Below are 15177 nucleotides of genomic sequence, written 5' to 3'. Positions count from 1 at the left end.
TCGAGACAGTAGCTCCGGTCAGCGGAACCGGCGCAGGTAGGCCTCCCAGTTCCAGTCGGCGAGGAACCGTTCGGCCGCCCCGTACCCCTTGAGGTACTGCGCTTCGACCTCGTTCTCGGTGATGTCGAAGTCGAGGAACCCGACATCGGTCGAGTCCACGCGGATCGCACGGGCAGCGACCCACGGCTGACTCAGATAGGCCTGGTCGCGACCCACCAGCATGGTGGTGAGGACGTCCTCCAGCAGGTGCGGCGCTCCCAGGGGGCGCAGCGCTGCGAGTGCCGGGATGACGCTGTCATTGCCGTCGGGCAGGTTCGGCAACAGGGTGATGCCGAAGCTCGGCCAGCGCGGCGCCCGGCCGTCCGTCCGGTCGAGTGAGTCGAGCGGGAAGTTCGACAGCAATCCGCCGTCGACGAGTGTCGAGGTCAGACCTGCGGTGCTGGTCAGCGATACCGGCCGGAAGATGAAGGGGATGGACATCGACGCACGAACGGCGTCGGCGACCACCTGCTGATCGGGGTCGAGGCCGTAGACCCGGCGGTAGTCCCACGGCAGGCGGACCAACTGACCCATGGTGACGTCGGCGACGGTGACCACCAGTCGGTAGCGCCGCTCGGGCGGCAACTCGTCGTCGTCGAGGGCGAGGTCCCCGAAGGTGGTCACGCCGAGGTCGGCCAACTGCCCGCGGACCCACTCGTGCACGTAGTCGCCCTTGTAGATCCCCGATCCGCGGAACAGAGCGAGTGAGGGTCCGATCAGCGGCACCCGTTCCAGCGGGCCCGGATCGAGGAACTTCCGGTAGTCCAGTTGCAACGCAAGCTCTTTGACCTGCGCGCCGGTCATTGCACCGGTGTGCGCCGCGGCCGCGACGACGGCCCCGACGATGGATCCCGCCGAGGTGCCGGAGATGCGTTGAGGCACGTAGCCGGCATCCAGGAGGCCGACGACGGCACCCACCAGACCGACGCCCTTGACGCCGCCTCCCGACAGCACCAGATCGGCACGCTTGACGTTGGTCACGCCAACGACGGTACGGGTACGACTAGACGGGGTCGAAGGCCGAGATCAACCAGGCGTTGTTGGCCCTGGTGAGACCCACCTTCACTGAACTGGCGGTGAAGGACCCGTCCGGGTTCTCCTTGCTGGTGGTGGTCTGGTTCAGGAAGACCAGGACGACGGCCGACTCGGGCTTCAGGTCGGAGACCGCCGCCTGAACGACCTGCGCCGACGTCTTCACGGACTTCTGTTTGACGGCGGGGGTCACGATGTCGTTGGTGAACTGGCTGTAGTAGTTCAGGAAGTCCCCGGTGAGATGGGTCTTGGCGGCTGCGAAATCCTTGTCCATCGTGTCCGGCGCGTACGACAGCAGCGCAATGGCACCGTCGGAAGCCGCCTTGACGGTCTCGGCGGCCACGGCGGCGTTGGTCTGCCTGTCGGGGCGCGCCTGATTGAGGTAGATCCATGCGGCCAGTCCTGCCGAGGCAAGCAACACGACCACCAGCGCGACCGGTATCAGCAAGCCCGTGAATCGAGCGCTGCGAGGTTGCCGCTCCGCGGCGGGTGACGGTCCATCGGTGTCGTCAGTCTCGTCGAGGTCCTCGGTCTCGTCGGCCAAGTCCTCGGCACTGCCGTCGACATCGGTCACCTCGTCGGCGGTCACCTCGTCGTCCTTGTCTCCGGTCACGGTACGAACTCGACTTTCGCCAACTTGATCTGTCCACCGTCACGGGCCACGTCCACGTTGAGTCGCCATGAGCGCGGTTGCTGCTCCTTGCTGGCCGCGTTCGACACGTTGGTCGTCACGGCCACCAGGACCGTCGCGGTGTCCTGCGTCATCGACTTGACGGCAATGGCGTTGACGTTGGCCTCGGTGATCACCTTCGACTCCTGGGCTGCCTTGGTGAAGTCAGCGGCTTGACTCTCGAAGTCCTTCTTGAAGTCGCCCGTCGTGCTGTCGATGATGCGCTTCACGTCGTCGGCCGCGTTGTTGAAGTTCAGCGACATCAGTGTGACCACGCCTTGGCGAGCCGCGGCGGAGAATTCGGCCGAGCGCTGCCGCTCTGCGTTGACTTGGCGATGCTGGAAGGTCATCCACGCGCTGGCCGCCAAGAAGCCCACCGTTACGACGACCACGAGAGCTGCCGCGACCACCTTCAGACGAATTCTGGGCAGTTTGATGCGCCGACGGGCGGGTGCGTCGGACTCGGCGTCGACGTCGTCGGCCTCCTCCGGTAGCGCGTCCGTGGCCGTCGACTCGCTGGCGACCCCATCGTCAGCGGTCTCGTCGGCGGGCCGCGGTTCGTCGATCTCGCCTGCTTCGGTCGGCTCGAGTTCTGCCGGCTCGGCTACCTCTGGCGCCGTGACGGTGGCGGCCCTGCTCGATGACGCAGCCTCGGCCTGCCGACGCAGTTTGATCGCGCGCGCACGTGCCCGCGCAGCGACGACAACGGCCTCCGCTTCGGCGGCCTCGGCCTCGGCTTCGGCGAGCTCCAGCGCCATTGCCTCATCGGGTGCCCTAGTTTCCCCGGCCCCTTCTTCGACGGCCCCTTCTTCTACGGACCCCTCGGGGTCGTGATTGGCGTCGCCGTTGAGCATCGACGAGGTTCGCTTGCGGGACGGCATGCGACCTCCTGTCTTATCCGTGAAGCGTCGAAACACAATGAGAATGGCATTTTCATTTTTGAGTATCAAACTGACGATACCCCATCCGCAGACCTGCTCAGACAGCCTTGCCAACTGCGGAAATGCTGTTTCCTAGCTGTACGAGCAATCAGCGCAATCGATCCTTGACGACCTTCCCGGTGGCGTTCGTGGGCAGGTCGTCGACAAACTCTACATACCGCGGCACCTTGTATCCGGCCATTCGCTGCCGACTCCACTCGATCAGTTCGTCCTTACCGATCGGGTCGACCGAGGAGCGAAGCACCACGAACGCCTTGCCGACCTGCCCCATCCGGTCGTCCGGCACGCCGATGACAGCGGCCTGGGCAATCGACGGATGCTCCGCCAGGAAACCCTCGATCTCAGCGGGACAGGCGTTGAAACCGCCCACGATGAACATGTCCTTCTTGCGGCCCACGATGCGCAACCGGCCCGTGTCGGTGAACTCGCCGAGATCTCCGGTGTGCAGCCACCCGTTCGCGTCGATCGCCTCGGCGGTCGCGACCGGATCGTCGAGGTAACCCTGCATGACGCTGTATCCACGCACCGGACCTCACCGTCATCGGCCAGTTGAACCTCGACGTCGTCGCACGGGAGGCCGGCCGTGGTGGCCACGTCGGAGAACGAATCGCCGGGACGGGACAGCGTGACGTTCCCGGACTCGGTAAGCCCGTAGCCGGTCATCAACGTGTGGAACGGGAGTTCGTCATGGATGCGCCGCACGAGTTCCACCGGGATGTCGGCCGCACCGGTCACGCCTGCGCGCAACGTGGACAACCTGCCCTTGTCGGCAACCGTGAGCAGTGAGTGATACAGCGTCGGAGGGCCCGGAAGCATCGTGATGCGTTCGCGGTCAATCAGTTCCACGACCTGATCGATGTCGAAAGCGGCCACCGGCAGCATCGTGGCGCCGCGGAGGAAGGACGCGACGAGTCCCGCCTTCAAGCCGAAGGTGTGGAAGTACGGGTTGATCATCAGGTAGCGGTCGCCCTCGCGCAGATCGGCGAGTGTCGCCCACTCCTCGTACATCCGAAGCGTCTGGCGGTGGTTCATCATCGCGCCCTTGGGCCGACCCGTCGTGCCCGACGTGTAGATGACGTCGGAGACGTCGGCTCCGTCCAGCCACTCCCCCGGGTCGCGCTCGAACCGCGACCCGCCGGCCAGGAATTCCGACCGAAGGTCGATCGTCGGCACATCCAGTGCCGTGCCGAAGTCCTGCCCGAGGAAACCTCGTTGAACCATGACCGCCTTGGCGCCGCTGCGTGACACGACGTCGGCGCATTCCTCGGTCTTGAACCGGGTGTTGACCGGCACCAGCACCGCACCCGCGGTCATGATCGCGAAGGCCGCGACGATCCATTCCGCGGAGTTGGGGGCCCACACCGCGACCCGGTCCCCCTTGCCGATGCCGAACCCGGCGAACGCGCCCGCGGCGTTGCTCGAGGACGGGAATCAGGAACGCGCCGATCATCCCGATGAAGTGGCCGACGGGGGTGGCGGTCAGCTGTCTGCCACGGTCCGGCGGGTAGTTCACCAACAGCTGGCGCGTCTCGAAGCCGAGGGTCTGGTGGCTGTGGATGACGCCCTTCGGATCGCGGGTGGTGCCGGAGGTGAACGCGATGAGTGCTGGAGCGGCGGGATCCGTGTCGAGGGTGCCCGTCAGCGGCACGTCGTCGAGAAGGTCGTCGAAGCTCTGCTCGCCGACGAGCGCAACGACGGGCACGTCCTCGGAGAGGTCCGGCTGGAACGTCATCCGACCGAACTGCCGGGTCGTGACGAAGGCCGTCGACTTCGCGGTCGCGAGGATGTGCGAGACCTCCTTGCGTCCGTAGAAGTGCACGATCCCGCCGCAGCCTCCATCCAGTTCGGCAACTGCAGTGCGACGACATCGCCGGGGCCGACGCCCCCGCTTGCGCAGACCCGACGCGAGCCGACGGGCCACGATCTCGACGTCGCGGAATGAGCCGGACCATGCCCGCTGGTCGGAGTGCACGTGGAAGCCGGCATCCGGAGCGGCCTCGAGTCCTCGCGCCACCATGGCTCCGAGGGTCTCCGACGTCCACCAGCCCTGATCCGCATAGTGTCTTGCCAGCTCGGCAGGGATGATGCGCAAGGAGTGGGCGACCACATGGCGATGCCATTCTCCCAAAACGAGAATGCTAATATCGCTCGCGGAGAACGGTGGGACAACGACACATGGTCGACCTGGAAGTCGAGGATGGCGTGGCCGTCGTCACCATCGACCGGCCACATGCGCGCAACGCCATCTCGCTCGAGACGATGGATCAGCTCGACCACGCCCTGGACGGGGCAGAGGGCGCTCGCGCGCTCGTGATCAAGGGCGCGGGCGACAAGGCCTTCGTCTCCGGCGGTGACCTCAAGGAACTCAGCGCGCTGAGGACCGAGGCCGATGCAGCGGCGATGGCACGGCGAATGCGTGGAGTGTGCGACCGCATTGCGGCGTTCCCGGGTCCCGTGCTGGCGGCGCTCAACGGCCATGCCCTCGGTGGCGGCGCCGAAGTCGCCGTGGCCGCCGACATCAGGTTGGCTGCCGACGACGTCAAGATCGGCTTCAACCAGGTGTCGTTGGCGATCATGCCCGCCTGGGGCGGCGCCGAGCGGCTCGCCGCACTGGTCGGGAAGGGCAGGGCCCTGCTTCTGGCGGGCACGGGCTCCGTACTCGACGCGGTCGAGGCTCAGCGACTGGGCCTGGTCGACGTCGTCGTGCCCCGTTCGTCGTTCGAGGACGAGTGGCGCGCGCTGGCCCGCAAGCTGGCCGCCCCGCCGGTCGCCGCCATCAAGGGTGTGATCGCGGGATCCTCGGCCGACGACGCCATCGGAGCGTTCGCCACGCTCTGGGTGTCCGACGAACACTGGGCCGCCGCGGACCGGGTGATGAACCGCGGCAAGCGGTCCGACTAGCCGCCACCGACGGTCCGGACCGGGTCGCTGCCGTCCCAGTCCTTCGCCGCATCGCGGACGAAGGCGCCCATGCCGGCGGTGGCCTCGTTGAGTTCCATGATCTCGAAGATCGTCGCGGGTCCACCGGCGGACGGCTCGACGTAGGCGAAGCGGGTCGTTGCTTCCTCGGCACCGCACCACACCACCGGCCAGCTTGCGGCTTCGGCCGCAGCCACTGCGGAATCGAATTCTTCGACCCACCAGGCGAACTGGTGAAATCCGTCGCGTCCAGAGTTGAGGAATTCAGTGAAGATCGACGGGGTGTCGCCTTGCTGGTGGATCAACTCGACCTGCAGCTCACCGGAATTGGCGAGTGCGATCGAGATCGTCACCTCGCACGGCTCACCGCGATAGATCACCTGCTGGGCGTACTCGCGGACGACGAACCACGGCCCGACGCCCAACGCGATCCACTCGGTCAGCGCCGCATCGAGATCGCGCACCACGTAACCGATCTGACGAATCGGACCGGGCAGTGGCGAGGTCACGACGTACTCGCCGTGGCGTTTTCAACTTTCACCATCGGGACCCGTTTCTACGCCATTCTCACCACCCCTGGGTAATCACGTTCTAAAATCTGGAAATGATCTTTCCGGGACGTCAGGGGCCAGCTCGCCATCTGTTGCTAGGGCTCGGCCCATTGATTGCGGCGGGGAGCCTGGTGTTCGGCACCGCCGTGGCCACCGCGGACGACGACCCGGTCCCGGGTCCACCGCTGCATCACGTCCAGTACACCGTCTTCTCCGAGACACCGTTTCGGAACGCCGAGATCTACTACCGCGACGTCGATCCGGCGAACTGGGCGGACTACAGCCACAACCCGTATCAGTTCAGCCCGAACGTCGAGGCCGACGTCGGGCCGAGTCAGATGTGGACCATGGACGTGATGCTCGCCAATCCCGACCAGTGGGCGATGGTCACGGCGAGCAGCCTCGACTCTCCGCAACGGCCGAACTTCCACTGCGTGATCGCCGTAGACGGCAAAGTGGTGTTCACGAACGAGGGGCCCAAGGGAGCACTCTGCTCGATTCGCAATTGGTGAGGCGGCAACGGGCGACTCAGGCAGATGCCGGGCTCGACACGGGTATCCGTTCGCCCTCCAGGCGGTGCAGCCAACGCTCGCAGAACGTCAGCATCTCACCGTGACCGGCCGACATCCCGAGCGCCTGTTCCATGATCAGGACTCGGGAGACACTCGTCGCGAATACGGCCCAGACCACCGGCGGTACGTCGGACGTCTCGAAGCCGTACCGTCGCAGTGCGGTGGCGATGGCAGCGACCTGCTGCTCGCGAAAGCGTTCGGCGAACACGCCGATCTCGGCACGCAACGCCTTGCGATGGTTGGCCAATCCCATGAACTCAATGGTCAGTCGGGTGCCGGCCGGATCGGTGCCGAACTCCCACAGCGCCCACAGCGGCTGCGTCGACTCGAGCGCCCGCGCCTGGGCTTCGAGACCCTGCTTGGCACGGCGACGAAACACCTCGATGAAGAGGTCGTCCATCGTGCGGAAGTAGTAGTGGACGAGCTGCGGCTTCAGGCCCGCGCGCTCGGCGACCCGCCGCGACGTCACGGCCGCGTATCCGTCTTCGAGCATGAGCTGCTCGGCGGCGTCGAGCAGGACGCCGCGGTTCTTGGCGTCCGGGGCCCCGATCCTCCGGTCCGATGCCATGCCAACCTTCCTTCGCTGGGCTCGAGCGTTTCGACAGGCAAATCGTAGACGCCGGTCGGCCACGTGACCTTGACCTCGACACTAGCCCATGCTAAGCAGGCGCTCAGCACTTTCAGCTTCTTTTCGCCGGGCGCTTTGCGCCGCTAACAAAGCACGCACTTTCGCTAGACGAAGTTCTGGAAGGAACCCAAGAGATGACCGCCGACTTCGACACCGTCGACTACTTCACCGATCAGTCACTGGTGCCCGACCCGCATCCGTACTTCGACCACTTGCGCAGCATGTGCCCCGTCGTCCGTGAACCGCACTACGGCGTGCTGGCGATCACGGGCTACGACGAAGCCAACACCGTGCTGAAGGACACCGACACGTTCTCGTCGTGCATCGCGGTGGCGGGCCCCTTTCCCCCGCTGCCGTTCACCCCGAGGGCGACGACATCTCCGACCAGATCACCGCGCATCGCCCGCTGATGCCGATGTTCGAGCACATGGTCACCATGGATCCGCCAGACCATACCAACGCCCGCTCCCTCCTCAACAGGCTCCTCGCCCCAAGCCGGCTGAAGGAGAACGAGGACTTCATGTGGCGCCTGGCCGACGAGTGCCTCGACGACTTCGTCGCCGACGGCAAGTGCGAATTCCTGGGCGCCTACGCAAAGCCGTTCTCCCTGTTGGTGATTGCTGACCTGCTGGGCGTTCCGCACGAGGATCACGACGAGTTCCGCAACGTTCTAGGGTCACCTCGCCCCGGTTCAGTGGTGGGATCCCTCGACCACGAGTCCGTCGGGAGCAACCCGCTGGAGTGGCTCGACGAGAAGTTCGTCTCCTACCTCGAAGACCGCCGCGAGACTCCGAGGGACGACGTGCTCACCGCGCTCGCCACCGCGAAGTACCCCGACGGCTCCACTCCGCCAGTCATCGAGGTGGCCCGTTCGGCGACATTCCTCTTCGCCGCCGGTCAGGAGACGACGACCAAGCTGCTGTCGGCATCGTTGAAGGTGCTTGGCGACCGTCCCGACATTCAGGATGCGTTGCGAGAAGACCGCAGTCGCATCCCGATATTCATCGAGGAGGCGCTTCGCATGGATGCTCCCGTCAAGAGCCAGTTCCGGTTGGCCAAGAAGAACACCACCGTCGGCGACATGGAGGTGCCCGCGGGCACCACGCTGATGGTGTGTCCTGGCGCGGTGAACCGTGACCCCGTGCGGTTCGCACATCCGCACGAGTTCAGCCTCGACCGCAAGAACGTCCGCGAACACATCGCTTTCGGCCGCGGCGTGCACTCATGCCCAGGCGGCCCACTGGCCCGCGTCGAGGGCCGGGTGTCCATCGAGCGCATCCTCGACCGGATGGCTGATATCACCATCGACGAGGAGGAGCACGGACCGCAGGCGATCGCAGCTTCGACTACGAGCCCACCTTCATCCTGCGCGGGCTCACGGAGATCAACATCATGTTCTCGCCCGTGGCCCAAGTCAACGCGCTTCGCGAATCCGTTGAACGCGTTGAGAAATGCCGCTGCCAAACGGGCTGATCGCGGACGCGAGTCCCGATAGGCTGCGAGTGGATCCGAACACGCTAGGACGGGAGAGGGCCATGGCCACAACGGCAAAGGCAGCGATGCCATTAGTGGGCGCTGCGTTCTTGACCGCGGCGATGGTATGCGCTCCGGCCGCCCATGCTGCCGGAATGAAGATCGGAAACTACGAAGTTCTAAATGACCGCTGGAATGATCACTCGTGGGTCTGGTCGGTCACGCATTCGTGCAAGAACGACCCCGAATGTGGCACCTACTTCGTCGACCCGATCATCGCCCCCGCAACCGACAACCTCAACGTGATCGCCATCCCCCGACCCTTGAAGAGTCAGAGGTTCCAGAACACGGCGTTCTTCGCCGACGGCCGGTACACCCTCACGGTCGATGTCATCGACGGCGTGCGGTGCATCGGCTTCAACCTGCACTCGCACGACGTCTACTCCTGGGACGCAGCGACACTGGCTGGCACGATCGTGTCGACGTACGACGCCGGTTGCTACGGTGCGCCCGGTGGCACCAGCACGTATACCTTTTCGCTGCAACGGTTCTGAGTCAGCGGCGGACGTGCCTAAGTTTAGAGGTCGCCGCGCGTCCAGACACTTACGCCGTTACGCGTGTCGCAGGACAGGAACAACCCGTCGGGCGCCTGCGCCATCTCGCCGTCACGGCCCGAGCAATTGCCGCCCTCGAGCTTGACGCCGCGCAGTTCAGGGGACCGGAACCAGCGAGGTGCATATCGCCGCGGAGATCCACAGAACACCACCCTGCCCCAGTCGGTCACCCCGAACACGTAATAGGTGGTCTGTTCGCACGGGGCACCGAGCACCACGCCCGGCATGATGCCCGGCACGCATGCGGGTTCATTGCATGACGTCGGATCATCGGCTGGCGCAGGGTCAGCCGGATCCGCTGATCCGGAAGGTGCGGTCAAGAGCCCGGCAGCCAACAGGCCGGCAACGGCAGCCACGACGATGCGCACGGTAGCTACTCTCGCATGAAGGAGAGCAAAATTTGTCCGTTCGAAGAAGCTGGATGGCCGCGGGCCCGCTGGTAAGCGCCACGGCGAACGGTAGGCCGACGTCGCTCGAACCCATCCTTGGCAGGTCGCCGCGGTGTTATTCTCTTGCATGAGAATGACATTGCCACGGCGAGCACACGCCACGGCGGTGGGCATGCAACGTGGACGTATCGAGGAGCAAGTCATGGGCTCAACGAAGCTGATCCCGGGCGTCGCGGTGCTCTTCGCGGCTGCGATCGGATTGGGAACTGCACCATCGGCAACCGCAACCGACGGTGATTACGCCATCAACGGGACCTTCTCCGTGGTGTCGAACGGTGAATGGGCCACGATGAACGACCGATACCAGGATGAGCCGACGGTACGCAGCACGTGGACCGTGAGCAGCACCTGTTCCACTGCCATCACCTGTGCCGGCAAGGTCACCAGCAGCCTGGGCTGGACCGAAGACATCTACACTACGAGCGGCATTTGGTACGTCAAACACTATGTCCCCGACTGGATTCCGTGCCCGGACGGCACCAGAGCACCCGGGCTTCAGGTCTACCGTTTCAATCACGCGAACGAGGAAGGCGGGGGCCAACAGGGGTCAAACCTTTTGCTCGGCGTGGACGAGACGACCGGCGTCAGTGGCAACTGCGGCAGGAACCGCTCGCTGGTGCTCGTTTTGCCGGTCAAGATCACCAAGATCGACTGATCGTCGGCCTGCGCCGCCCCGCCGTCGTCGGCGGGCGTTCGCGCGTGTACGCGCTAGTGAGGCAGCATGTCCCGCCATGTCTTCGGAAGCGGAGTGTTGGCCGCGAGGTTCGTGACCTTGTACTGCTTGCCGTCGGACCCGATGTACTCGCCCGTACGCGGGTTGTACTCGGCAACGGCAACTTTCGGAACGGCTCCTGACGTGCCAGTACTGAATGAACTAGGCGCAGCGATGGGCGCTGCGCCGTCCGCGGCAGGGGCCGGCAGCACATCCGTCGGTGGCGCAGGCACCTGCGGCACCTCCCCGGGCACGGGCCCGGGCTGCGGACCAAGCGGCGGAATCGGTTGGCCGTTCAACGAATTGCCTTCGGGCGGAGGTGGCGGAGTCGCGGCAGGTGTGAACGGCGCCTCCAGTGGCGAGATCGGAGGCGCACCGGGCGGTGCGCCGGGGGGCGTTCCGGCCGGAACCGCCCCGAGGGGCAACGGCGTGCCCTCCACTGGCGCGTATATGTCGTCTTTGAGAGTCGAGCGGTCGTCGATCGGGATGCCCTGCGCTATCAGGCTGGGATCGATCGGATACGGGCCCAGCGCGTGCTGTCGCAGCGCCAGGGGCATGAACGGTTTGTCGCTGTTACAGATCGCGACCGTCGGCGCGCGTTTACCCGGTTTCCTGATGCATGGGTAATTTCGGGCACCGCGAACGGCGATAGGCGAATCCTGCGGCAGTTTGCAGTAGATCCCATCCGGGGTGTCGATGTCGGATTCATCGGCGGGTGAACGCCACGACGACGGCGGGAGGAAGCCGACCGTGCACGGCGCCGGATCGCTCACCGTGATCGCGAAGTCCCCCCGAGCGGCGCCGGTTGAATCGTTAGTCGGCGAATACGACTGTTGCTGAGCGACATACGGCGGAAGCAGTACCAGAAGCTGCTCGAGCGACGCGTTGTAGGTCATCAGGATCTCGCTGACGGTGCCGAGGTTCGCCAGCAGGACCGGGAGCGTCGGCTTGATCTCGCTGAGTAGACCCGAAACCTCGTCCGCGAAAGCCGGCCCCTTCTGGAGCACCGCGCGGAACTGCGGGTCGTTGGTGGCGAGTTGACCGGTGAACCCCGCGAGGCTGCGCGCCCACGTTCGGATCGAGTCGACGGTATCGGCTTGCGACGCCAGGAGCGGGCGACTGTCGTCGGCGAGGGCGCGGGCCTGATCGGCGACACCGTTGAGGTCGGCGCTCAGCGTGGCGCCGGAGTCCAGCAACGAGCCGAAATCGTCACCGGCACCATTGAACCCCTTGTACGTCTCGTCTAGCAGGGCGCTCAGCCTGTCCTTCGGGAACGTGTCCACCAACGTGCTGACCCGGTCCAGCACCGGCCCAACGGGTTGGGGCAGGGTGGTGTTCGCCGCCGTGATGACGGAACCGTCGTGCAGATACGGCCCCGAATCGGTCCGCGGCCGCAGGTCTACATACTGCTCGCCCACCGCCGAGATGCTGCGGACCTCGGCTTGGAGGTCCGCGGGGATCTTTGGGGAAGTGGCTATTCTCATCGTCGCTTCTGCGCCGTCCGGAGTGAGCTCCACCCCGGTGACCTTGCCAACTTCGACGCCACGATAGGTCACGTTGCTGAACCGGTAGAGCCCACCGGAGGAGGGCAACTGCAACTTCACGGTGAGGCGGCCGATCCCCAGAAGAGTGGGCACCTGAATGTAGGTGAAGGCCATCACCACCACGCCGATGATCGACACGATCGTGAAGATCACCAGCTGGATCTTGATCAGCCGTGTCAACATCAGCTACCTCCGGCCGTCGGTGCGGCTGCGTACGGCCCGGCGAAGATTGGACCGCCGCCCCCCGGTGGCCGTGGGCTGTCGCTCGCCGCCTCGTCGGCAGTCTGCTGCGGAACCACGGGCAATACGGGTCCGGTGACCGGCGGGGGCGCCTGGGCCGGCAGCGACCCCGGCCCCGGCAAGCTTCGTTCGGCCCCAGGCGGGTCAGCCTGCAATCCGGCCGTCGGGGGATTTCCGGGCAGCGCCGAGAGCGGGCCACCCGGCGGCGGAGGCGCCAGCGGGCGCCCCAGCGGATCATAGGTGTAACGCTGGAAGAACGGCTCGCCGGGAAGCGGAACCAGGTCACGGCCTTCCTGTCCAGCACGTGATCCCAGGAAGATCGACCGACGCAGTCGAGGGCCCGAGATGTCGATTGTCACGAACAGGTTGATGAAGTCACCCCTCACCCCCCGGTCGATGAGACCCTGGCCGTACGGGAATACCGTCAGATAGGCGAGTGCCTCGGTGAGGTCCGGTCCGACGTCGGCCAGCGCCTGAATCGTCGGCTGGAGGTTCTGCAGATTCTTCACCAGGTCAGCCCGAGTGTCTTTGACGAGCCGGTTGGCGGTGTCGCTGAAGTTTCCGAGCTTGGTGAGCGCGGTGGTCAGTTGCGGCCGCTCACGGTCCAGCACTTCGAGCGCACGTGGTATCCGCTGCAATGCCTCGTTGATGACGTCGCGGCGCCCGGCGAAGGTCGAGGCGACCCGGTTGAGCGCGTCGATCGTCCCGACGAGGTTGTCACGCTGCTGATCGAGAGTGCCGATGAAGGTGTCGAGTCGGGTCAGCAGATCACGGAAGTCGGCTTCGCGTCCCGACAGGGCGATATTGAAGGTATGGACGATATCGCCGATCTGGCCCAGGCCGCCCGCATTGACCACGACGGACAGGGAGGACAGGGTCTGTTCCGTCGAGGGGTAGGTCGACGAGTCGTTGAGCCCGATCGTGGCGCCGGGCGCCAGCTTGCCCTCAGGCTGCTGGCCGGGCGGCGGATTCAGGGCCAGGTGCATCGAGCCAAGGAGGCTGGTCTGCCCGACGCTCGCTACCGCGTTGGCCGGTACGTCGACACCGGGCTGGACCGATATCTCGACGTTGGCGTGCCAGTCCTTGACTTCCATCTTGCCGACACTGCCGACCACGACGTCGTTCATGAGAACGGGAGAATTCGACTCCAGTGTAGAGATATTCGCGATCTCGACGTGGTAGATGACTGCGTCTGAGCCGCGTCCCACCGCGCCGGGCAACGGGAGCGAGTTGATTCCCTGAAATGCGCACCCCGTAGCGGTCAGCGCCACGCACGTACCCGCCGCGAACAGCCGACCGATCGTTGCTCGCGTCGTCATGGTGTCCCCTCGGCGGCAGGTGGCGGCCCGGGCGTGGGGCCCAGAGCCGGTGGCGGGGCTTCGGCGGGAAGCAGCAATGCTGGCAGGCTCGGCGTCCCCGGCGGAGCTGGCGGGGGCGGCCCAGGCGGCACCGGGGCGCCCGGATACAGCGCGGGCGACGGGTAGGCCGGCAGTCGATCGTTGACCGGGAGCGGCACGCCAGGAGGCCCCATGCCGGGCGGCGGCGGGACGTCGCCGTCCAGCCCGGTGTACGCGGAGACCGACGGCGGTATCTCCGGCGGTCCCGGCTTGGGCCCTTCGCCGCCTGGCGCCAGCCTGGGTTCCGAGTAGACGATGTTGTCGGGGCTGGCCGACTTGGCAAGGTACGGGTTGATCGGAACCGGAACGTAGTTGAGGTTGAGCAACCGCAATGCGGGGCCGAGGTAGTCGCTGCACAGCTTCGCGGTTTCGGGCGCAGTGGTGTTCTGCAGGGCGCCGATGGTGCCACAGATGAACTGCATGGGGTTGGACAGGTTCGGGATCGCGAACCCGCCGCGAAGCGCGCCGATGTCCGGATCGTAGATGTTGTAGGCGTTGGCGATCGCGTTCGGCGTGACGTGGAGTATCTGTTCGAAGTCCAGCTTGGAGTCGACCAATGTCTGGGTGACGTTGGTCAGCCCCCGAATCTGTTCGACCGTCTGGTCGCGGGATCCCACGACGAAGCGCTTCACCTCGTCGACCGCAACCGAGAGATCCGTCAGAGCCGCATCGAGGTCGGACTTGCTCCCGTCGAGCACGCTCGACAACGTCGCCAGCCGGTTGTTGAAGGCCACGATCTGTTGGTTGCTGTCGCGCAGCGCCGTGACGAAGACCTGCAAGTTCTTGATGACGTCGACGAAGTTGCCGCTTCCCTCGGCCAGGATCCGGCCTACTCCGGAGAGCTCCGCCAGCGTCTGTCGCAGCTTGTCGCCGTTGCCCTCCAGAGCGCCAGCGGCACTTTCGATGAACCTGCCCACCGAACTGGTCGACAAGTCACCGTTGGGCCCGAGGTCGGTCGCCAGGCGGTTGAGTTGCACCTTGACCTCGTCCCATTCGACGGGAATCGCGGTGCGCTCCAGCGGAATAAGGGCGCCATCGGCCATCGTCGGGCCACTGGACCGGTATGCCGGTGTCAACTGAATGTAGCGGGCGGCGATCAGATTCTGCGCGACGATGACCGCCTGCGCGTCGGCAGGCACCGGCACGCCCGAGTTGACCGCCATGGTGATCTTGGTCTGAGTACCCTGTGGTTCGATCGCACTGATCGTGCCGACCTTGACACCGGAGACCTTCACGTCGTCGCCGGGATAGATGGCCGTGGCCGTCGTGAAGAACGCGGTGATCGTATTGGGCGCGAAGAACGCTGCACGGATGGCGAGGAAGCCGCCGCCGACGAGCGCGACCACCAGCACCGCCGCGACGGCGGGCACGAACCACTTCCGGGACGTCACTGAGG

Annotated in this window: 13 protein-coding genes and 3 pseudogenes; 5 read left to right on the top strand and 11 right to left on the bottom strand. The window is 65.6% G+C overall.

Annotation, left to right across the window (positions count from 1 at the left end; translation table 11 throughout):
* Positions 1 to 18 precede the first annotated feature (18 nt).
* The 5 genes and pseudogenes from VET27_RS10760 to VET27_RS10740 form a co-directional block, all read right to left on the bottom strand.
* On the bottom strand, positions 19 to 1020 hold the full coding sequence (locus tag VET27_RS10760) for a patatin-like phospholipase family protein (protein ID WP_526517829.1): 1002 nt from the start codon (positions 1018 to 1020) through the stop codon (positions 19 to 21).
* Between the two features lie 22 nt (positions 1021 to 1042).
* Entirely contained in the window at positions 1043 to 1684 is a 642-nt protein-coding gene (locus VET27_RS10755) for an Rv1363c family protein (protein WP_526517827.1), read from the bottom strand.
* Positions 1681 to 2622 carry an Rv1363c family protein gene (locus VET27_RS10750; RefSeq protein ID WP_526517825.1) on the bottom strand — a complete coding sequence of 314 codons (942 nt, stop codon included), beginning with the start codon at positions 2620 to 2622 and terminating at the stop codon, positions 1681 to 1683. Before VET27_RS10750 ends, VET27_RS10755 begins: the two co-directional genes overlap by 4 nt.
* Before the next feature lie 148 nt (positions 2623 to 2770).
* Positions 2771 to 4095: pseudogene (locus VET27_RS10745) on the bottom strand (FadD3 family acyl-CoA ligase); the annotation flags it as partial.
* A gap of 4 nt (positions 4096 to 4099) precedes the next feature.
* A pseudogene (locus VET27_RS10740) lies at positions 4100 to 4774 on the bottom strand (AMP-binding protein); the annotation flags it as partial.
* 83 nt (positions 4775 to 4857) lie between these two features.
* Between VET27_RS10740 and VET27_RS10735 the strand changes: the two are divergent.
* Positions 4858 to 5583 (top strand): enoyl-CoA hydratase/isomerase family protein, encoded by a 726-nt coding sequence (locus VET27_RS10735; protein WP_526517823.1) that lies wholly within the window; start codon positions 4858 to 4860, stop codon positions 5581 to 5583.
* Here the strand turns inward: VET27_RS10735 and VET27_RS10730 are convergent.
* On the bottom strand, positions 5580 to 6110 hold the full coding sequence (locus VET27_RS10730; protein WP_526517821.1) for a VOC family protein: 531 nt from the start codon (positions 6108 to 6110) through the stop codon (positions 5580 to 5582). The two genes, VET27_RS10735 and VET27_RS10730, sit on opposite strands and share 4 nt — an antisense overlap.
* 95 nt (positions 6111 to 6205) lie before the next feature.
* Here VET27_RS10730 and VET27_RS10725 point away from each other — a divergent pair, with 95 nt between their 5' ends.
* Entirely contained in the window at positions 6206 to 6664 is a 459-nt protein-coding gene (locus tag VET27_RS10725) for an Rv2576c family protein (RefSeq protein WP_526517819.1), read from the top strand.
* Positions 6665 to 6680: 16 nt separating this feature from the next.
* Here VET27_RS10725 and VET27_RS10720 read toward each other — a convergent pair whose 3' ends face one another.
* Positions 6681 to 7292 (bottom strand): TetR/AcrR family transcriptional regulator, encoded by a 612-nt coding sequence (locus tag VET27_RS10720; protein WP_526517817.1) that lies wholly within the window; start codon positions 7290 to 7292, stop codon positions 6681 to 6683.
* A gap of 194 nt (positions 7293 to 7486) precedes the next feature.
* Between VET27_RS10720 and VET27_RS10715 the strand changes: the two are divergent.
* A pseudogene (locus tag VET27_RS10715) lies at positions 7487 to 8825 on the top strand (cytochrome P450).
* Between the two features lie 155 nt (positions 8826 to 8980).
* Complete coding sequence (locus VET27_RS10710; RefSeq protein WP_526517815.1) at positions 8981 to 9379, top strand: hypothetical protein; 399 nt, start codon at positions 8981 to 8983, stop codon at positions 9377 to 9379.
* Positions 9380 to 9402: 23 nt separating this feature from the next.
* On the opposite strand, the gene VET27_RS10705 is transcribed toward VET27_RS10710, so the two are convergent.
* Complete coding sequence (locus VET27_RS10705) at positions 9403 to 9807, bottom strand: hypothetical protein (protein WP_526517813.1); 405 nt, start codon at positions 9805 to 9807, stop codon at positions 9403 to 9405.
* A 223-nt stretch (positions 9808 to 10030) separates the two neighbouring features.
* On the opposite strand from VET27_RS10705, the gene VET27_RS10700 reads away from it, so the two are divergent.
* A complete protein-coding gene (locus VET27_RS10700; protein ID WP_526517811.1) occupies positions 10031 to 10543 on the top strand; it encodes an Rv2253/PknI dimerization domain-containing protein in 513 nt (170 codons plus the stop codon).
* Between the two features lie 53 nt (positions 10544 to 10596).
* Here VET27_RS10700 and VET27_RS10695 read toward each other — a convergent pair whose 3' ends face one another.
* The 3 genes from VET27_RS10695 to VET27_RS10685 are packed head-to-tail and all read right to left on the bottom strand — an operon-like array spanning position 10597 to position 15172.
* Positions 10597 to 12327 (bottom strand): MCE family protein, encoded by a 1731-nt coding sequence (locus tag VET27_RS10695; protein WP_526517809.1) that lies wholly within the window; start codon positions 12325 to 12327, stop codon positions 10597 to 10599.
* On the bottom strand, positions 12327 to 13703 hold the full coding sequence (locus VET27_RS10690) for an MCE family protein (RefSeq protein ID WP_526517807.1): 1377 nt from the start codon (positions 13701 to 13703) through the stop codon (positions 12327 to 12329). The genes VET27_RS10695 and VET27_RS10690 overlap by 1 nt, the downstream gene beginning before the upstream one ends.
* Positions 13700 to 15172 carry an MCE family protein gene (locus VET27_RS10685; protein WP_526517805.1) on the bottom strand — a complete coding sequence of 491 codons (1473 nt, stop codon included), beginning with the start codon at positions 15170 to 15172 and terminating at the stop codon, positions 13700 to 13702. Before VET27_RS10685 ends, VET27_RS10690 begins: the two co-directional genes overlap by 4 nt.
* Positions 15173 to 15177: the final 5 nt, after the last annotated feature.

Origin of the sequence: Mycobacterium sp. (genome assembly GCF_035633495.1) — a bacterium.
Taxonomy (GTDB): domain Bacteria; phylum Actinomycetota; class Actinomycetes; order Mycobacteriales; family Mycobacteriaceae; genus Mycobacterium.
This window is presented reverse-complemented; position numbering and strand designations above follow the sequence as displayed.